This is a genomic window from Saccharothrix sp. AJ9571 (assembly GCF_021725495.1).
Lineage (GTDB): Bacteria > Actinomycetota > Actinomycetes > Mycobacteriales > Pseudonocardiaceae > Amycolatopsis > Amycolatopsis magusensis.
The window spans coordinates 9,647,887-9,666,552 of record NZ_CP091382.1 but is presented as its reverse complement, the minus strand read 5'-3'; the positions used below and the strand labels follow the sequence as shown (position 1 = coordinate 9,666,552).

Sequence of the window (18,666 nt, the reverse complement as noted above, 5' to 3'; positions counted from 1 at the left end):
AAGGACATTCCAGGAGAGCGGACCGGACGGCGCTTCGGGCGTGGGTGAAACCGCGGAAGCGGACGGCCGCGGCCGATTAGGTTGGGCCGTATCCGGCTTTCTCCTGGGAGGAATCACATGCGCAAGCGCACGCGCGCGGGTGCGGTCATCGTCGCGCTGGGGATGCTGGGGGCGGTACCGGCCGCCGCGGATCCGGCGCCAGGGGCACCCGGGCTCGGGGACCCGATCTACCCGCGGGCGGGCAACGGCGGTTACGACGTCCAGCACTACGACATCGCCCTGCGCTACCAGCCCGCCACCGACGAGCTGACCGGCCAGACCACGCTGCACGCGGTCGCCACGCAGGACCTTTCCCAGTTCAACCTCGACTTCGCGCTGAAGGTCACCTCGGTGTGGGTCGGCGGGGAACCGGCGAGCTTCCGGGTGGACACCGCCGACAAGACCGAGCTGATCGTGACGCCGGGTGCGCCGGTGGCCAAGGGCCGTCCGCTGACCGTGACCGTCGACTACGCCGACATCCCTTCGCAGGTGCAGGTGGACGGCGTGCAGGTCTGGCACCGCACCGAAACCGGCGGGGTGTCGATCGGGCAGCCCCGCAGTTCCGAGACCTGGTTCCCGGCCAACGACCACCCGTCGGACAAAGCCACCTACCGCGTCTCGGCGACCGTGCCCGCCGGGACGACCGCGCTGTCCAACGGCGTGCTGACCGGCCGGTCCCAGCCGGTGCCCGGCTGGAGCAGGTGGGACTGGCGGGCGGACGAGCCGATGGTCAGCTACCTGCCGTTCATCGCGCTCGGCAAGTACGAGTTCACCGAAGGCGTCGCCGGGAACCTGCCGTACTACACCGCGTACGACGAGTCGCTGCGCGAGGTGCTGCCCACGGCCAAGGCGGCGATCGAGCGCACCCCGGAAATCACCGGCTTCCTCGCCTCGAAGTTCGGCCCGTACCCGTTCGGCTCGCTCGGCGGGGTGGCCACCACCGGCTGGAACTCGGCCATCGAGAACCAGACCCGCCCGGTGTACGGCACCCTGTTCGAGGTCGGCAAGGATGCCACCTGGTTGGTCGCCCACGAATTGGCCCACCAGTGGTACGGCGATTCGGTCGCGCTCGCCGACTGGTCCAACATGTGGCTCAACGAAGGCTTCGCCACCTACGGCGAGTGGCTGTGGTCGGAACACCGGGGCAGCGGCACCGCCGCCGAACTGGCCGACGCCTTCTACGCGAAGTACCCGGCCGAGGACGCGTTCTGGCAGCTCAAGCTGTGGCCGGGCACGCGGCTGTTCGCGAGCGCGGTCTACGAACGCGGGGCGATGACGCTGCAGGCCCTGCGCACCGAAGTCGGCGACGACACGTTCTTCCGGATCCTGGAGGGCTACCACTCGAAGTACCGCGGTGGGCACGCCACCACGCCGGACTTCATCCAGTTCGCCGAGGACCTCGCCGGCCGCCCGCTGGACGCGCTGTTCCGGACCTGGCTCGCCGACCCGGTCAAGCCCGCCACCGGCCCGAACGGCACCGCGGTCACCACCGCCCGCCACCTCCCGGTGATGGACGAGATGGCCCACGCGCACGACCACCTCGCCGCGCACCCGCACTGAACCCCGGTTCGGGGCGGGTGCCGGTCGGCACCCGCCCCCGGGCGGTGAGTCCGCTCAGGCCCGCGCGACCGCGCCGAGTTTCGCGTCGACAGCGCGAACCCAGCGCACCTTCTGCACCCCGCGGCTGATCGTGTAAAGCCAGATCAGCCCCGCACACGCGACCGCGGCCGGCAGCAGGAAACGGGAACCACCGGAAACCCGGACGCGGTGAAGCCGGTGCGGAGGAACGACTCCCAGCCGAGGACCGGCTCGCCCATCCGGCGAGGTCGAGCTGTTTGTCTTTGACCGTTTTCGCGCGGCGGGTGGGCATTTTCAGCCAAGAACTGGTCTGGACCTGCGCAGGCACCGACACTCTGGGCGTACGTGTTGCTCCGGTCCCCCCGCTCCGAGGAGTTCTGATGCGTCGAAGAAACCTGCTCAACCTGACCGCGACGGCGTGCCTGGCGCTCTCCGTCCTCACCGTGGGAACCGCTGGTAGCGCGGTCGCCTCGCCCGGGCTGGTCGAGGCGATGCAGCGCGACCTCGGCCTCACCGCGGCCCAGGCGCACACCCGCCTGGCCGAGGAAGCCAGCGCGAGCCGGGTGGCTCCGGTGGCGCAGGAAGCCGCCGGGAACGCGTTCGGCGGGGCCTGGTTCGACCCCGAGCGCGGCAAGCTCGTCGTCGGGGTCACCGACGCGACCGCCGCCCAGGCTGTGGAGCGCACCGGCGCCGTGGCCGAGCGGGTCGAGGTGAGTGCGGCCCGGTTGGACGCCACCAAAGCGGCGATCGACGCGCGGGCCGCGCAGGCTCCGGCTGAGGTCAGCGGGTGGCGTGCCGACCCGCGGTCCGGCAGCGTGGTGGTTACGGTCCAAAGTGGAGCGAGCAGCCCGGAGCTGGACGCGTTCCTCCGGCAAGCACGGGAAGCCGGGCCGGTCCGGGTCGAGGAAGGACCGAAGCCGGTGTCCTTCGCGGCCGGGACGGTCGGCGGTGATCCCTTCTACATCAACGGCAACGTCCGCTGCTCGATCGGCTTCTCCGTGCACGGCGGTTTCGTCACGGCCGGTCACTGCGGTGGCGTGGGCAGTTCGGTCACCGGCTGGGACGGCTCGGCGATGGGCTCCTTCCGCGGCTCTTCCTTCCCCGGCAACGACTACGCCTACGTCGGCATCGGCAACGGCTGGTGGACCGCGCCCGTCGTGCTCGGCTGGGGCACGGTGAGCGACGCGCTGGTCCGCGGCTCCTGGGTGGCCCCGGTCGGAACCTCGGTGTGCCGCTCCGGCTCCACCACGCACTGGCACTGCGGCACCGTGCTCGCGCACAACGAGACGGTGAACTACGCCCAGGGCGCGGTGCACCAGATGACCAAGACCAGTGTCTGCGCCCAGCCGGGCGACTCCGGCGGCTCCTTCATCACCGGCGATCAGGCACAGGGCGTGACCTCCGGGGGCTGGGGCAACTGCAGTTCCGGCGGTGAGACCTGGTTCCAGCCGGTCAACGAGATCCTGCAGACCTACGGACTGTCACTGGTGACCGCCTGACCCACCGCCCGGGATCGGTGACCGCGCCGATCCCGGGCTAGGCACCGCCAGGAACCACCTGGATCACGAAGCCCATCGACCAGACCCACCGGGCAGCGCCTAGGCGGCGGTATCGCGGCGGTGCGGTCCTAGTAAGGTCACCGGTGATGATGACGCAGCCGGTGGGTCAGTTCACGGTGGCGCCGGGACTGACCGGCCAGAAGGTGCGCCTGCGCCCGGTCACCCCCGCTGATCGGCGCACGCTGACCGGGTTCGACCGCGAGGCCGCGTCGCGCAACGCCGTCGGGGGCTATCAGCACTGGGCCGCCCACCGCACCGGCGACAACCTCCAGTTCGCCATCGAGACCCGGTACAGCAGGCTGCTGGTGGGTTCGATCAAGGCCGACGGGGGCCTCGGCCGGTTCAGCTACGGCATCGGGATCGGCTCGTCCTACCGCCGCTGCGGGTACGCCGCCGACGCGATCACCGTGTTGCTGACGCACATGTTCCAGGATCGCGGCTACCGCAAGTGCGAGGTCGGCATCTACGGCGGCAACCTCGCTTCGCTCTCACTGCACGGCGTACTCGGCTTCCGCGAGGAACGCCGGATCCGGGACACCGAACTGCACCGCGGCGGCATCAAGTACCTGGTCATGATGGCCATCACCGCGCCGGAGTTCGCCGCGTACCGCCCGCCGCCGGAGCCGCAGCGCGGCCGCCACTGGCGCACCCGGCGCGGGCGCCACTGGTTCAACGACAAGTCGGCCTGAGGTTTGTCGACAAATCGTCACCGGCGATTTGTCCACTGTGGACTCAGGGCCCGGTGCCCCGCCACCGCAGCACTTCCAGTGCCGCCGCCACGCTGATCGCGTTGTCCGCCAGGGGCTGGGGGAGCAGTTCGTCGGCCCGCGCGAGGCGGCGCAGCACGGTGTTGCGGTGGGTGTACAGCCGTTCCGCGGTGCGCGTCGTGTTGCCCAGTTCGCGCACGTAGGTCAGCACGGTCTCCCGGGTGTCGGCGTCGGCGGCGCGCAGTCCACCGAGGGTGTCGGCGAGGAATTCGTCCGCCTGCGCGGGCTGGCTGGTGAGCAGCGCGGCGAGCTGGACATCCGGGTACCGCGCGACTTGCTGCGGTGAGGTGAGCCGCGTCAGCATCCGCTGCGTGGTGGCCGCGTCGAGGTGACTGCTGCGGAAGCCGTCGACGTCGGCGCCCGGCCTGCCGACGGCCACGCGCACATCCGGGTAGGCGGCCAGTTCCGCGGTCAGCTGCCGGTGCCGCGGCACGGTGCCGACCGGGAGCCACACCCACAACGCGGCGGCGCTGGCCACGACGGTCAGCCGATGAGCCGCGTCGGCCGCGCGCATGACGGCTTCGGCGGCGGCCTCCAGTTGGTCCGACGCGGTGCCCGAGCCGCTCCAGATGATCGCGGCGGTGTGCCTGCCGGTGAGGCCGTAGCCCAGCTGCACCTCGGCGCGGGCCCGGCTGATCGGCGCGCCTTCGAGCAACAGCGTGACCACGGCCCGCCGTTCGGCGTGCGCGCCGCGGGTGAGTTCGGCGCGTTCGACCCGCATCTGCTCGGAGACCGCGGCCACGGTGTCGTCGATGAAGGTGCCGATGGACAACGCGGAGACGTCGAGCAGTTCCCGCAGCCGCGCCGGGTCGTCGGTCAGGTCGAAGCAGATGTCCATCCACCGCCGCCAGGCGACGCTCTGCGCGGTCCGGTAGGCCTCCAGCGCGGTCTCGTCGAGCCCACGGCGAACCAGGTCGCGGGCCGACTCCAGCAGTTCCGGCGAGGTGTTGGCCGGGACCCGCCTGCCGGGGTGGGAAACGTTCGCGGCCGCCCAGTGCAGCAGGTTCGCCAGGTTCGCCCGCCGGGTCGCCGCCGCGAGCACCGGGTCTTCGGCGACCGGCCGCATCCGCTGGCTGCTCAACGAGGCCTCGTGCAGTTCCTCCAGCCAGTCGGGCCGGAGGTTGAGCACGGTCTCGGCTCCCCGCTGGAAGAGCCGCCGCCCGGCGGCGGACAGCCGGGGCCACTCAGCACTTTGCACCACCACGGCAGCATGATGGTGCCTGTTGCACTGGCGCAAGAGGCCGGTGGTGTCGCAAGGTGGGGCAATGACCTCCACGGAGACGCACCTGGACGTGCTCGTAGTCGGGGCCGGGATCTCGGGCATCGGCGCCGGCCGGTACCTCAAGGCCGAACACCCGGCCAAGAGCTTCGCCATCCTGGAGGCACGTGGGGCGTCCGGCGGCACCTGGGACCTCTTCCGCTACCCGGGCATCCGCTCGGACTCCGACCTGCACACCTTCGGCTACGAGTTCAAACCGTGGCGGGACCGGCAGTCCATCGCCGACGCGCCGCGCATCCTGTCCTACCTGCGGGAAACCGTGACCGAGAACGGACTCGACGCCCACATCCGCTACCACCACCGGCTGGTTTCGGCGGCGTGGTCCAGCGAGACGGCCCGCTGGGTGGCCGAAGTCGAACGCACCGACACCGGCGAGCGCCTGCGGCTGAGCGCGAACTGGCTGTTCTGCGCCGGTGGGTACTTCCGCTACGACGAGGGGTTCACCCCGCGCTTCGAGGGCCGCGAGCGGTTCGGCGGCCCGATCGTGCACCCGCAGCACTGGCCGGAGGACCTCGACCACGCCGGCAAGCGCGTGCTGGTGATCGGCAGCGGTGCCACCGCGGTCACCCTCGTGCCCGCGATGGCGGGCACCGCCGAGCACGTGACGATGCTGCAGCGCACGCCCAGCTACGTGATGCCGGTGCCGCGTGAAGACAAGGTCGCCAACCTCGCGCGCAAGGTGCTCGGCGACGAGCGCGGCTACGCCTTCGCCCGGCGCGCGAACATCGCCAAGCAGATCGGTGTCTGGAAGTTCTGCCAGCGGTTCCCGAAGGCGGCCCGCAAACTGATCCGCTGGGTCAACACCCGGCAGCTGCCCCAGGGCTATCCGGTCGACGAGCACTTCAACCCGCCCTACGACCCGTGGGACCAGCGGTTGTGCGCGGTGCCCAACGGCGACCTCTTCCGCGCCATCCGCCGCGGCACGGCGTCCGTGGTGACCGACCGGATCACCACCTTCACCGAACGCGGGGTGCTGCTCGAATCCGGCCGGGAACTCGAGGCCGACATCATCGTCACCGCGACCGGGCTGAACGTGCAGGCGTTCGGCGGGGTCGAGCTCACCGTCGACGGCGAGCCGGTGAACCTGCCGGAAACCGTGGCGTACAAGGGGATGATGCTCTCCGGCGTGCCGAACTTCGCCTTCGCCATCGGCTACACGAACTCGTCGTGGACGCTGAAGGTCGGGCTGCTCTGCGAGCACTTCTGCCGCCTGCTCGCGCACATGGACGAGCACGGCTACGACACCTGCCGCCCGGAGCCCGCCGACCCGGCGATGCCGACCCGCCCGCTGCTGGACTTCGCCGCCGGATACGTCCGGCGCGCGGTGGACCGGTTGCCGCGTCAGGGCGATCGCATGCCGTGGCTGACCTCGATGAGCTACCACGCCGACGTGAAACTGCTGCGCGCGGACAGCGTCACCGATCCGGAACTGCACCTGTCCCGGGCGGCCGCGCTCGTCTGAGCCGGGTCAGCGCACCGGTTCGGCGGGTGGCAGCCACTGGCTCGCCGGGTCGAACGGGTGCAGGCCGGCGGTGATGTGGTCGACGAGGAGCGGCAGCGCGGGGTGGCGGTTGCGCCGGTGCCACAGCATCGACCACGGGTAGAGCGGCGTCGGGTCGACGATCGGGACCTGCACGATCCCGGCGTGCCACGGCACGCGCATGCGCTCGCCGCCGAAGGTGAAGCGGTCGCGGGAGGCGGCGAGCTCGTCGAGCAGGTGGTCCAGCCCGAAGTGCGGGCCCGCGGTGTGGATGGTCAGGCCGAACTCCCGCCGCAGGCCGGCGTAGTAGTCCGCCCATTCGCTGCCCGGCTCGTTGCCGGGCATCCAGGCGACCCACTCGGCGAGCTCGGCCATCCGCACGCGGCGCCGCCCGGCCAGCGGGTGCTCGCGCCCGGCCAGCATGTGGTGCGGTTCGAGGTAGGCGGGCTGGTGCGCGATGGCCGGGTCGAGCGGCCCGGCCACCCTGGCGAACGCCACGTCGACCGAGCCGCTGAGCAGGGCGGGCTGCCCGGTCCGGAGCCCGCGCGAGGTGACGATGTCGATCTCCACGGCGGGGTGGGCCTCGTGGAAGGCGCGGATCAGCTCGGTCGGGGAGAGGCGGGTGCCGAGCACGTCGACCCGCAGCGGCCGGTCCGGCCGGCGCACCGAGCGCACCGCCTGGTCGGCCAGCGCGATCAGTGCCCGTGCGTCGGCGAGGAAGGCGGCGCCGTCGTCGGTGAGGTCCGTGCCGGTGCGGGAGCGGTGGAACAGGGTGGTGCCGAGGCTCGCCTCCAGCTTGGCGATCCGCTTGGAGGTCGCCTGCTGGGTCAGGCCGAGCTGGTCGGCGGCGGCGCCGAAGTGCCGGTCGTCGGCGACGGCGAGGAAGGCCCGGACCGCGCCGAGGTCCAGTTCCATCCCTGCTCCTCCCGCTCGGCTCCGACCCTATCGCCCGTGTTCGGCGCAGAAGCAGGCCACGGTGTTGTCGATCCACTCCCGGCCCCGCCAGTCGGGGCGCCGGGCGATCATCGCCGCCCGCACCTCTTCGAGGATCATGGGCTCGCTCATCGCCGCATCACATCGCCGCCAGGTCTCGTCGCGCACCAGAGCCAGGTAGTCCCGCACTTCGGCGATCAGCTCGGGGCCGCCGACATCGCCGTGGCCCGGCACGACCACCGGTGGTGCTTCCGCGATCAGCTTGTCCAGTACCGCGATCCAGCGGGTGCCGGAGACGTCGGTGTCGTGCGGCGGGAACCACGGGAAGATGGCGAACTGCCCGGTTTCGACCAGGTCGCCGGTGAACACCACCCCGGCGTCGGGCACCGTGACGAGCTGGTCGCCCGCGCTGTGCGCCCGGCCGGTGGCCCGCATCCGCACCACGCGACCGCCGAGGTCGAGCGTGTGGCTTTCCGGGTAGACCACGTCCGGGGTGGGGATTTCGACGCCTTCGAGTTGTTCCGCGACCCATTCGCCGAGCCCGCGGAACATCTCCAGGTAGCCCGCGCCCCGGTTCGCCAGGTCGTCGGCCTGCGCCTGGTTGAGAAGATAGGTCGCGTGCTCGCGGAACACCTGCGCGCCGAACGCGTGCTCGGGGTGGAAATGCGTGGTCGTCAAATACAGTTCCCGTCCGCGCGCGTGTTCCACAGCGAATTCGAGCACCTTTTCCGCGTTGCGCGGGCCCATTCCCGTGTCCACCACGAGCACCGCTTCCCGGCCGCCGACGAGACCGATGTTCGGCACCAGATCGGCGCCCCGGTTCGGGAGCACCACGACGTCCTCGGCGATTTTCTCTGCTGTCATGACACCATTCCACGTGCCGCGGGGGCCGCGCGTCCAAGTCCGGTCCGGTATCCGCGATACCGGCGCAGTATCGTCACCGGTCATGGACCTGCGGACCCTGCGGTACTTCGTCACCGTGGCCGAGGAACGCCATTTCGGCCGGGCCGCGGCCCGGCTGCACATGACCCAGCCGCCGTTGAGCCGCGCGATCCGGGGCCTGGAAACGGATCTCGGCGTGGACCTGTTCGAGCGCTCGGCACAGGGCGTCTCGCCCACCGCCGCCGGGGTCGAGCTGCTGGCCGAGGCGAAGGTCCTGCTGGAGCACGCGGACCAGGTCCGGGACCGGGTGGCCGCGGCCGCCGAATCGACCCTCGTCATCGGCACGCTCGCCGACAGCGCCGAGCAGCTGGGCCCCCGGCTCGTGGCCGCTTTCCGCGCGCGGCACCCCAAGGTGACCGTGCGGGTGCGGGAAGCCGACTTCAGCGATCCGACCTGCGGGCTCCGAAGTGGACTCGCCGACGTGGCGCTGACCCGCGCGCCCTTCGACGACAACGGGATCAGCACGCACACCCTGCGCGCGGACCCCGTGTCGGTGCTCGTCCGCGCCGATGATCCACTCGCGACACGGGAATCGCTGTGGCTGCGCGATCTCGACGACCGGCCGTGGTTCCGGCTCGCCGACGTCACCGATCCGGTGTGGGCCGCGTACTGGAGCGGTGGGAAGGAACGCGAAGGGCCGAAGGTGCGCACGGCACAGGAGTGCTTCCAGGCGGTCCGCTGGAATTCGACGATCGGGCTCATGCCGGGTGGTTCGCCGCTGCCGGACGGCCTGGTCGCGGTCCCGCTCGCCGACCAGCCGGCGTGCGAGCTGGTCATCGCGTGGCCGTCGGCGAAACCGAACTCGCTGGTCCGCTCGTTCGTGCGCATCGCCGTCGAGACCGGACCTTGACCTCGAGTGCGCTCCAGGTCCTAGCTTCGAGGGCATGACCGGAACGACTGTCGCCCCGCGGCGCACCCCGACCCCGCTGCTGGCGACGTTGCTCGGCGTCAGCACGATGACGATCATGGCCAGCGCCACGATCACCCCGGCGCTGCCCGGAATGGAACGGCACTTCGCCGGCGAACCCCACGCCGAGGTGCTGGTGCGCCTCGTGCTCACGCTGCCGGGGCTGGCGATCATGCTGGCCGCCCCGCTGCTCGGGTACGTCGGCGTGCGCGTGGGCCGGGTGCGCGTGCTGGTCGCGGGCCTGGTGCTCTACACCGTCGGCGGCGGCTCCGGCCTGCTGCTCGACTCGCTGCCCGCGCTGCTGACCGGGCGGGCGCTGCTCGGCGTCGGCATCGCGGCGATCATGACCACCGCCACCGCGCTGCTGGCCGACCACCACCCGCCCGCCGAACACGGCCGCGTGCTCGGCCTGCAGGGCGCGGCGATGGGCTTCGGCGGGGTGGTGGCCATGCTGCTCGGCGGTGTGCTGGGCGAGCTGAGCTGGCGCGGGCCGTTCGCGGTCTACCTGCTGGCGGTGCCGGTGCTGTTCCTGGTGCTGCGGCACGTCCCGGAACCCCCGGTGGCCGCGCCGCCCGCGGACGGAAAGCCGGTCGGTTCGCCGTGGACCTGGCCGCTGCTCGGGCTGTACGCGCTGACCTTCCTCAGCATCACCTCGTTCTACGTGATCCCGACGCAGGCGCCGTTCTGGCTCGCCGAGGTCGGCGGCGCCGGTCCGGTGGTCACCGGGGCGCTGATCGCCGCGGTGAACCTGGTGATGACCGCGATCGGGCTGAACTACGGCAGGCTGCGGGCGCGCTGGGACTTCCGGGCGCTCGCGGTGGCGATGTTCGCCGCCTACGCCGTCGGACTGCTGCTCGTCGGCACGGCCGGGAACCTGTGGACGGCGACCGCGGGCATGCTGGTCGTCGGCATCGGGGTGGGCCTGAGCAACCCGACGCTGAACGGCTGGACCGTCGCGTCGGTGGACCCGGGGGCGCGCACGCGGGCGCTCGGCCTGCTCACTTCGGCGCTGTTCCTGGGGCAGTTCTCCTCACCGCTGCTCGCGCAGCCGATCGCCGGTGCCGCTGGCCTGGGCGGCACCTTCCTGGTGGCGGGTGCGCTCGGCGCCGTCGTCGCCCTCGTCCTGACCGCCGTGGCCCTCACCCGCCGGGTGCGCCGCTGACCCACCGCCGCACTGTCCATTGTGGAACAAAAGTGCGGAAATCCTCGTGGTTGGACCACTTGGCCGTGGGCAAGCGACCGAGGACAAGTTACTGTCGCGTACGTAGTGACTTGATCATCGACAGAAGTATAACTTGTTCTCATATGTCGAGAGTGAGGAACGTCACATGAGCGATAACTCCCTGCCCGGCAACGGTTCTCCCCACGTATCACGACGTGCGTTCATCGCTGGAACCGGTTCTATCATCGGGCTGGCGGCCCTCGGCGGCCGAGCCGCCGCCGCACCGCCGCCGTCGCCGATCCCGGACGGGGCGCAGGTGTCCGCGCTGGTGATCGGCACCGGCTACGGCGGCTCGGTCACCGCGCTGCGGCTCGCCAAGGCCGGCGTGGACGTGCACATGGTCGAGATGGGCATGGCGTGGGACACCCCGGGCCCCGACGGCAACATCTTCGCCAACACGATCAGCCCCGACCACCGGTCGTACTGGCTGCGGACCCGGACCAAGCAGCCGCTGAGCAACTTCCTCGGCTTCCCGATCGACCGCGACATCCCGCTGCACACCGGCATCCTCGACGCCGAGGACTTCAGCGGCATCAGCGTCTACCAGGGCCGCGGCGTCGGCGGCGGCTCGCTGGTCAACGGCGGCATGGCGGTCACGCCCAAGCGCGAGAACTTCGGGGGAGTGCTGCCCTCGGTCAACCCGGACGAGATGTACAACGTGTACTACCCGCGCGCCAACGCCGGGCTGGGTGTCACCGAAGTGGACCCGGACTGGTGGGAGAGCGCCGAGTGCTACCAGTACGCCCGCGTCGGCCGCAAGCACGCCGAGCGCTCCGGCTTCCCGTTCGTCTTCGTGCCCAACGTCTACGACTGGGACTACATGGAGAAGGAGCAGGCGGGCACCGTGCCCAAGTCGGCACTGCGCGGTGAGGTGCTCTACGGCAACAACCACGGCAAGAAGTCGCTGCAGAAGACCTACCTCGCCCAGGCGCGGGCCACCGGCCGGGTGGCCATCTCGCCGTTGCACAAGGTCACCTCGGTGACCCCGGCCTCCGGTGGCCGCTACACCGTGGTCATCGAGCAGATCAACACCAGCGGCGTCACCACCGCCACCAAGTCCGTCACCGCGGACCGGGTGTTCTTCGCCGCGGGCAGCGTGGGCACCAGCAAACTGCTGACCAAGCTCAAGGCCACCGGCGCGCTACCGGGGCTCAACGGCGAGATCGGCAAGGGCTGGGGCGACAACGGCAACGTCATGTGCGGCCGCGCCAACCACATGTGGGACGCGACCGGTGCCCTGCAGTCGTCCATGCCCACCGCCGGCATCGACAACTGGGCGGCCGGCGGGGCGTTCGCCGAGGTCGCGCCGCTGCCCACGGGCATCGAGACCTTCGCGTCGTTCTACCTTTCGATCACCAAGAACCCGAACCGCGGGCAGTTCAGCTACAACCCCGCCACCGGCAAGGTGGACCTGAACTGGCAGACCGCGTGGAAGCAGCCGTCCATCGACGCCGCCAAGACGATCTTCGACAAGATCAACGCCAAGGAGGGCACGATCTACCGGACGGACCTGTTCGGCGTCTACAAGATCTGGGGCGACCACCTGACCTACCACCCCCTCGGCGGCGTGGTGCTGAACAAGGCGACCGACAACCACGGCCGCCTCCACGGCCACCCCGGCCTGTACGTGGCCGACGGCTCGCTGGTGCCGGGCAACGCCAGCGTCAACCCGTTCGTCACGATCACCGCGCTCGCCGAGCGCAACATCGAGCGCGTGATCGCCGAGGATCTCTAGAACTTGGGCACGACGCACACCGAGTCGATGCCCAGCACGTGGTTGAGCCTGCCGAACGCCAGCCAGGAACCGATGCTCATGCTCAGTTCGACGATCTCGGCCTGGCTGTAGTGCGCGGTCATCCTCGAGAAGAACTCCTCGTCGAGGCCGTGGTGGTCCAGTGCGTACCGCTCGGCGTATTCGGCGGCCAGCCGCGTGCGGTCGTCGAAGGCGTCGGTGGTGCGCCACTGGGCCACCGCGTCGGCGAACTCCTCTTCGACCTTCTGCCCGTCCCGTTCGGTGCGCCAGTCGAGGCAGAAGACGCAGCCGTTGATCTGCGCCACGCGCAACCGCGCGGCCTCGAACTCGCGCAGGCCGAGCGTGGTGTGGCTGTACACGGCGAGGGAGAAGTTCGAGGCGGCGGCGCCGATGCCGGGCACCATCTCGCCCCACACGTACCCGATCGCGTCCTTGCCCTCGGGGATGTCGATGATCATCGTGCGCTCCTTCCGAGCCGGCCCGTGGCCGGGCGCAGCGGTACGTCGAGTGCGTCGTAGAAGCCGGGTTCGGCCTCGGTGAGCCAGTCGATGGCGTTGACGAGCCTGCCCACCGCGGTGGCGTTGCCGCCCGCCGACCGGTTTTCGCCTTCGTCGCTGGCTTCCACGGTGACCTCGATGCGCGGGCGGCCTTCGATGATCACGCGGTGCGCGCCGGAGGGGTTCGGCGGCTGCGGCCAGTCCGGGGCGCACGACGGGTGGATGCGCGTGACGTGCTCGATCACGATCCGCGGCTCCCCGCCGACGATGCCCTGCACCTCGAACCGCACCGCGCCCTGCGTGCCCGCCTCGAACTCGCCCATGGTGCGGGTGCCGACGGTGGTTTCGAGTGGACGGCGGTCCAGCGTTTCGCGGATCCCGTCCAGTTCCGCGCCGAGCGCCCTGGCGATCAGCCGCACCTGCCCGCCCCACACCATGGTCGGCACCGAGGGCGCGAGCATCGGCGGCTGGTAGTCCATCGGCTGGCCCATGCCCACCAGGTAGCGGACCGAATCCGGCTGCTCGTAGGTGGAGTAGTCGAAGATCTCCTGGCAGCGCACCGCGTCCACAGTGGTGCCGAGGCCGCTGAGCAGCGCGGGCAGCACGTCGTTGCCCCAGCCGGGATCGACGCCGGAGACGAACAGCGAGCCACCGCCGTCGGCGATCGCGGCGAGCACGGGTTCCCGCAGTTCCGCGGGGGCGTTGCGCTGGTCGTAGAGCGCGTAGACGGCGGGCGTGACCACCACGGCCCCGGCCCGGATGGCTTCGTGGATGTCCTTGAGGGCCTCGTCGGGCCGGGTGTCGCCGGAGGCGGCGTACACCACCGCACGCGGGCGGGCGGCCAGCGCGGCGGACGGATCGCCGGTGGCGGCCACGCCCAGCTCGTGGTCCAGACCAGCCAGCTCACCCGCGTCGCGGCCGAGCTTGCCGGGGTCGTGCACGAGCACGGCGGTGAGTTCGAGCGACGGGTGGGCGTGGACCGCGCGGATGGCCGCGCGGCCGATGTTGCCTGTGCCCCAGACAACTGTGGGAATCATGTCCAGAGGTTAACCGGGGATTCGATCCGTGCCTAGCGGCCGAGGAGGTGCATTCGGTGAGTGGCGTTGACAGGTAACCGGGTTCGTGTGATCCTGGGAAGGCTCTCCCTTGTATCCGGAAGCGCACGGTCCCCGCCATTAACACGCCTTCCGGTGCATTCTGTTTCGCTCCTGTGGATATTCCTGTTCTAGGAGGAGAATGCGCATGTCCGTGAAAAGAAAGCTGCTCGCGCTCGGCGCGGCGCTGGCCGCCGCGCTCGCGGTGGCACCCGCGCTGCCCGCGGTCGCGGTGCCCGCCACCATCCCGCTGACCATCACGAACAACTCCGGGCGCGCCGACCCGATCTACGTCTACAACCTCGGCACCGAGCTCAGCACCGGCCGCCAGGGCTGGGCCGACGCCAACGGCACCTTCCACGCCTGGCCGGCGGGCGGCAACCCGCCGACCCCGGCGCCCGACGCCTCGATCCCCGGTCCGGCGGCCGGGCAGTCGGTCACCATCCGGCTCCCGAAGTTCTCCGGCCGGGTCTATTTCTCCTACGGCCAGAAACTGGTGTTCCGGCTGACCACCGGGGGACTGGTGCAGCCCGCGGTGCAGAACCCGAGCGACCCGAATCGCAATATCCTGTTCAACTGGACCGAGTACACGCTGAACGACGCGGGAATCTGGATCAACAGCACCCAGGTGGACATGTTCTCCGCGCCGTACTCGGTCGGCGTGCAAATGCAGGGCGGCGCGACGAAATCGACCGGCAGGCTGAAGGCCGGCGGGTACAACGGTTTCTTCACCGCGCTGAAAGCGCAATCCGGCGGCTGGGGCAATCTGGTCCAGACCAAGCCGGACGGCAGCCTCCTGCGCGCGCTTTCCCCGGGTCACGGAGTGGGCGCCGGCGCGCTCAACCCGGGCATCATGGACGACTACGTGAACCGGGTGTGGTCGAAGTACAGTTCGTCCACGCTGACCGTCACGCCGTTCACCGACCAGCCCGGCACGAAGTACTTCGGCCGGGTCTCGGGGAACACGATGAACTTCACCAACTCGTCCGGCGCGGTGGTCACCTCGTTCCAGAAACCGGACTCCGACAGCATCTTCGGCTGCTACAAACACCTGGACGCGCCGAACGACCTGGTGCGCGGACCCATTTCGCGGACGCTGTGCGCCGGGTACAACCGGTCCACGCTGCTGAGCAACCCGAACCAGCCGGACCCGAACGCGGCGAACTTCTACCAGGACGGGGTGACCAACCACTATTCGCGGTTGATCCACGCCCAGATGGTCGACGGCAAGGCCTACGGTTTCGCCTTCGACGACGTCGGTGCGCACGAGTCCCTGGTGCACGACGGGAACCCGCAGCAGGCGAGCATCACGCTGGACCCGTTCAGCTGATCCTCGGGCCGATCCGGTAACGCGGGCGGTGGCGGGAACGAGTTCATGGTGACCGCCACCGCTTTCCGGGAGGATTTCGCATGAAGGCCTCAGCTCGCCTGCTGCCGCTACTGCTCGGCGCGCTGCTCGCCGGTGCCTGCGGCGCACCCTCCGCCCCAGAATCGCCGACGCCCACCCCGCCCGCTACTGGTAGCGCCGCTCCCGCGGCCACCGGTAGCAGTGCCGGGTCGCTGATCACCGTGCCGGACGTCTCAGGCATGAACCACCAGGACGCGCAGAACGCCATGCAGGCCGCGGGCCTGTACAACCTGCGCGAAGTCGACGGCAAGGGCGAAGGCCGCGCACTGGTCGTCGACCGGAACTGGGTCCAAACAGGACAGTCACCCGCCCCCGGCACCCAGGTACCCCCGGACACCGTCATCACCCTCACCGCGGTGAAGTACACCGACTGACCACCAGCGGTGACACGAATGTGGCTTTGGGGGCCGAATCCGCCCCCAAAGCCACATTCGTGTCACCGCAAGGGCTCCGCGCGCCATTCAGCGATCAGGTCGGCCTCCATGCCGCTCACGGCAACCCCGGCCCCGGCAGCACATCGAGGTCGGTGGCCCGCATCGGCTCACCGCATTCCGAGCACCGCAGCTCCACGTGGCTGATCCGCCCGCACGCGTGGTGCCGGTAGAGCACCGGCGGCCCGGCCTCGCCCGCGAGCCAGCGGTCGCCCCAGCGCACCATGACCAGTAGCAGGTCGCACAGCTCGGTGCCCCGCTCGGTCAGCACGTACTCGTAGCGCGGCGGCCGCTCGGAGTACTGCCGCCGCGCCACCACGTCCTGCTCGGTCAGCCACTTCAGCCGTTCGGTGAGCACCTTGCGCGAAATACCGAGCGACTCCTGCAGTTGCTCGAACCGGGTGATGCCCACGTAGACGTTCCGCAGGATCAGCGGTGACCACGGTTCGCCGATCACGTCCATCGTCCTGGCGATCGAGCACGCCATTTCACCGAACCGGGTGCGCTGCATGCCCCCACTCTAGCCGAGAGGGTTCCCTCAGGGAACTGACTGGGCTAGGGTCCGGAGGAGAACCCGATCGGAAGGAGCAGACGATGAACCGCCCACCGGTGGTCACGCCCGAGGAATGGCAGGTCGCCAGGGACGCGCTCCTGGTCAAGGAGAAGGAGCACACCCGCGCACTGGACGCGCTGGCCGCCGAGCGGCGGCGGCTGCCGATGGTCCGGCTGGACCCGGACTACCGGTTCACCGCGCCCGACGGCACCGAGACCGGCCTGGCCGGGCTGTTCGACGGCAAGCGGCAGCTGGTCGTCTACCACTTCATGCTCCAGCCCGGCTCGGACCACGTCTGCTCCGGCTGCGCGTCGTTCACCGACAACCTCGCCGACCAGACCCACCTCAACGCCCGCGACACCCGGCTCATCCTGCTCAGCCGCGCCCCGCAGGCCGAGATCGAACCGGTCCGGCAGCGGATGGGCTGGACCGTGCCCTGGTACTCGAGCCATGGCAGCACCTTCGAAGACGACCTCGGCCTGGACGGCGGCTTCGGCCTGAGCGTGCTCCTGCGCGACGGCGACGAGTACTTCCGCACCTACTTCACCCGCGGCCGCGGCGTCGACCGCCTGCGCCTGGACTTCAACCTCCTGGACCTGACCCCGTACGGCCGCCAGGAAACCTGGGAGGACTCACCCGCCGGCTGGCCGCAGGACCAGGCCATGGCCTGGCTCCGCCTGCGCGACGAGTACTGAAGCAGCCGAGCCCTTAGAGAGCATTAAAAAGCTGCCGCGTCAGTCGAGGCCGTCGCGGTCCGCCCACTCCAGCAGGGTGTCCAGCTTGTGGGCGGTGTCGTCGATCTTCTCGTGCGGGTCACCGATTTCGGCGAACCGCCGCGAGACCACGCCGATGGTGCACTCACGCGGTTCGACCGAGCCGACCTCGGACCAGGTGATCGGAGTGGAGACCACCGCCTCCGGCACCCCGCGCACCGAGTAGGCGCTGGCGATGGTGTGGTCCCGCGTGTTCTGGTTGTAGTCGACGAAGACCTTGTCCGGTTCGCGGTCCTTGCGCCACCACTCGGTGGTCACGTCGTCCGGCGCGCGGCGCTCGACCTCCATGGCGAAGGCCCGCGCGGCCCGCCGGACCTCCTGGAACCCCCGGGTCGGCTCGATCCGCACGTAGATGTGCAGGCCGTTGCCGCCCGAGGTCTTGGGCCAGCCGGTGATGCCGAGGTCGTCGAGCACCTCGTGCGCCACGGTGGCGACCCGCCGCACACGGGCGAAGTCGCACTCCGGCATGGGGTCCAGGTCGATGCGCCACTCGTCGGGGCTTTCGGTGTCCGCCCGGCGGGAGTTCCACGGGTGGAACTCCACAGTGGACATCTGCACCGCCCAGATCACGCTGGCCAGTTCGGTCACGCACAGCTCGTCCGCGTGCCTGCCGTAGCGGGGGAAGTGCACCCGCACCGTCTCCAGCCACGGCGGCGCGCCGTTCGGCACGCGCTTCTGGTGGACCTTCTCCCCGGCGACCCCGGACGGGAACCGGTGCAGCATGCACGGCCGCTCCCGCAGCGCGCGCACGATGCCCTCGCCCACCGACAGGTAGTAGTTGGCCAGGTCGAGCTTGGTCTCACCCCGGGCGGGGAAGTAGACCCGGTCCGGGTTCGACAACCGCACCGTGCGCGGGCCGACCTCGAGTTCCACCGCGGGTGACTTGCTCATGCGACGACGTTAACCCGAAAATCCGGTCCGCTCACCACGACGGATCGAACCGCACGCCCTTCTCGTAGAACTCGTCATCCGATTCGGGCTCGCTCCGGCGCTCGGGCTCGCGCCACGAGCCGGACCGGTCCTGGAGCACGCCGGGCCCCGCCTTCCCGCCCTTGGCCTCGGCCGCGCCGGGGGTGGCGGCGGCCGAGGGCGGCTGGAACCCGATCCGCCAGCGCAGCCGGTCGCTGAGGTAACCGGCGTTGCCCAGCGGGCCGAGCAACTCGGCGCTGCGCTGGGCGGACTCGCGCTGGGCCTGGGTGTAGGTGCGCAGCACCAGGTCGGCGAGCTGCGCCGGGGACAGCTTCGCCGCCCCCGGCGCCAGCCGCAGCCGGGTCATCACGCCGTCGGTGTTCACCGAGAGGCTGACGTTGCCGTCCGGCGAACCGGCTTCCACCGAAAGCTCCTGCAGCGCCTTGACGATGGCCACCCGGTCCGCCTTGGCCGGTTTCGCCGGTGGCTTCTTCGACGGCCGCGGCGTCGGCTTGTCGGTCATGGGGAGCCCACCTCCAGGC

At 70.5% G+C, this 18,666-nt stretch carries 18 protein-coding genes; 10 read left to right on the top strand and 8 right to left on the bottom strand.

Translation table 11 applies throughout. From position 1 onward, the window contains the following. Positions 1–117: 117 nt before the first annotated feature. The 3 genes from L3Q67_RS43945 (at position 118) to L3Q67_RS43935 (ending at position 3,865) form a co-directional block, all read left to right on the top strand. Positions 118–1,599, top strand: coding sequence for a M1 family metallopeptidase (locus L3Q67_RS43945; protein ID WP_499187305.1), 1,482 nt, complete (start codon positions 118–120; stop codon positions 1,597–1,599). 398 nt (positions 1,600–1,997) lie between these two features. Next, the gene (locus L3Q67_RS43940) at positions 1,998–3,116 is read left to right on the top strand and encodes a S1 family peptidase (RefSeq protein ID WP_499187304.1); all 1,119 of its coding nucleotides are present in this window, start codon (positions 1,998–2,000) and stop codon (positions 3,114–3,116) included. A 146-nt stretch (positions 3,117–3,262) separates the two neighbouring features. Then, positions 3,263–3,865, top strand: a complete 603-nt coding sequence (locus L3Q67_RS43935; protein ID WP_499187303.1) for a GNAT family N-acetyltransferase — start codon at positions 3,263–3,265, stop codon at positions 3,863–3,865. Positions 3,866–3,908: 43 nt separating this feature from the next. Here L3Q67_RS43935 and L3Q67_RS43930 read toward each other — a convergent pair whose 3' ends face one another. Further along, positions 3,909–5,144, bottom strand: coding sequence for a PucR family transcriptional regulator (locus tag L3Q67_RS43930; RefSeq protein ID WP_499187302.1), 1,236 nt, complete (start codon positions 5,142–5,144; stop codon positions 3,909–3,911). A 64-nt stretch (positions 5,145–5,208) separates the two neighbouring features. On the opposite strand from L3Q67_RS43930, the gene L3Q67_RS43925 reads away from it, so the two are divergent. Continuing rightward, complete coding sequence (locus tag L3Q67_RS43925; protein ID WP_499187301.1) at positions 5,209–6,684, top strand: flavin-containing monooxygenase; 1,476 nt, start codon at positions 5,209–5,211, stop codon at positions 6,682–6,684. A gap of 6 nt (positions 6,685–6,690) precedes the next feature. Here L3Q67_RS43925 and L3Q67_RS43920 read toward each other — a convergent pair whose 3' ends face one another. Further along, positions 6,691–7,617, bottom strand: a complete 927-nt coding sequence (locus L3Q67_RS43920) for a LysR family transcriptional regulator (protein ID WP_499187300.1) — start codon at positions 7,615–7,617, stop codon at positions 6,691–6,693. 27 nt (positions 7,618–7,644) lie between these two features. Further along, positions 7,645–8,499 carry an MBL fold metallo-hydrolase gene (locus L3Q67_RS43915; RefSeq protein ID WP_499187299.1) on the bottom strand — a complete coding sequence of 285 codons (855 nt, stop codon included), beginning with the start codon at positions 8,497–8,499 and terminating at the stop codon, positions 7,645–7,647. 82 nt (positions 8,500–8,581) lie between these two features. Between L3Q67_RS43915 and L3Q67_RS43910 the strand changes: the two genes are divergently transcribed. From L3Q67_RS43910 to L3Q67_RS43900, 3 genes are all read left to right on the top strand, one after another. Continuing rightward, entirely contained in the window at positions 8,582–9,427 is an 846-nt protein-coding gene (locus tag L3Q67_RS43910; protein WP_499187298.1) for a LysR family transcriptional regulator, read from the top strand. Positions 9,428–9,461: 34 nt separating this feature from the next. Continuing rightward, positions 9,462–10,646, top strand: a complete 1,185-nt coding sequence (locus tag L3Q67_RS43905) for an MFS transporter (RefSeq protein WP_499187297.1) — start codon at positions 9,462–9,464, stop codon at positions 10,644–10,646. Positions 10,647–10,812: 166 nt separating this feature from the next. After that, positions 10,813–12,441, top strand: coding sequence for a GMC oxidoreductase (locus tag L3Q67_RS43900; protein WP_499187296.1), 1,629 nt, complete (start codon positions 10,813–10,815; stop codon positions 12,439–12,441). Here the strand turns inward: L3Q67_RS43900 and L3Q67_RS43895 are convergent. Both L3Q67_RS43895 and L3Q67_RS43890 read right to left on the bottom strand, forming a co-directional pair. Continuing rightward, entirely contained in the window at positions 12,438–12,917 is a 480-nt protein-coding gene (locus L3Q67_RS43895) for a carboxymuconolactone decarboxylase family protein (protein WP_209665189.1), read from the bottom strand. The genes L3Q67_RS43900 and L3Q67_RS43895 overlap by 4 nt on opposite strands. Continuing rightward, the gene (locus L3Q67_RS43890) at positions 12,914–13,993 is read right to left on the bottom strand and encodes an NAD(P)H-dependent amine dehydrogenase family protein (RefSeq protein WP_499187295.1); all 1,080 of its coding nucleotides are present in this window, start codon (positions 13,991–13,993) and stop codon (positions 12,914–12,916) included. The genes L3Q67_RS43895 and L3Q67_RS43890 overlap by 4 nt, the downstream gene beginning before the upstream one ends. Positions 13,994–14,198: 205 nt before the next feature. Between L3Q67_RS43890 and L3Q67_RS43885 the strand changes: the two genes are divergently transcribed. Further along, complete coding sequence (locus L3Q67_RS43885; protein WP_499187294.1) at positions 14,199–15,380, top strand: glycoside hydrolase family 64 protein; 1,182 nt, start codon at positions 14,199–14,201, stop codon at positions 15,378–15,380. Between the two features lie 80 nt (positions 15,381–15,460). Then, positions 15,461–15,832, top strand: coding sequence for a PASTA domain-containing protein (locus tag L3Q67_RS43880; RefSeq protein ID WP_499187293.1), 372 nt, complete (start codon positions 15,461–15,463; stop codon positions 15,830–15,832). Positions 15,833–15,947: 115 nt separating this feature from the next. Here the strand turns inward: L3Q67_RS43880 and L3Q67_RS43875 are convergent, their stop codons facing one another. Next, on the bottom strand, positions 15,948–16,400 hold the full coding sequence (locus tag L3Q67_RS43875; RefSeq protein ID WP_499187292.1) for a winged helix-turn-helix transcriptional regulator: 453 nt from the start codon (positions 16,398–16,400) through the stop codon (positions 15,948–15,950). A gap of 83 nt (positions 16,401–16,483) precedes the next feature. Between L3Q67_RS43875 and L3Q67_RS43870 the strand changes: the two genes are divergently transcribed. Next, positions 16,484–17,137, top strand: coding sequence for a DUF899 domain-containing protein (locus tag L3Q67_RS43870; protein ID WP_499187291.1), 654 nt, complete (start codon positions 16,484–16,486; stop codon positions 17,135–17,137). Positions 17,138–17,176: 39 nt separating this feature from the next. Here L3Q67_RS43870 and ligD read toward each other — a convergent pair whose 3' ends face one another. Both ligD and L3Q67_RS43860 read right to left on the bottom strand, forming a co-directional pair. Next, entirely contained in the window at positions 17,177–18,106 is a 930-nt protein-coding gene (gene ligD, locus L3Q67_RS43865) for a DNA polymerase domain-containing protein (RefSeq protein ID WP_499187290.1), read from the bottom strand. 31 nt (positions 18,107–18,137) lie between these two features. Next, positions 18,138–18,647, bottom strand: a complete 510-nt coding sequence (locus L3Q67_RS43860; protein ID WP_499187289.1) for a YbaB/EbfC family nucleoid-associated protein — start codon at positions 18,645–18,647, stop codon at positions 18,138–18,140. Positions 18,648–18,666: the final 19 nt, after the last annotated feature.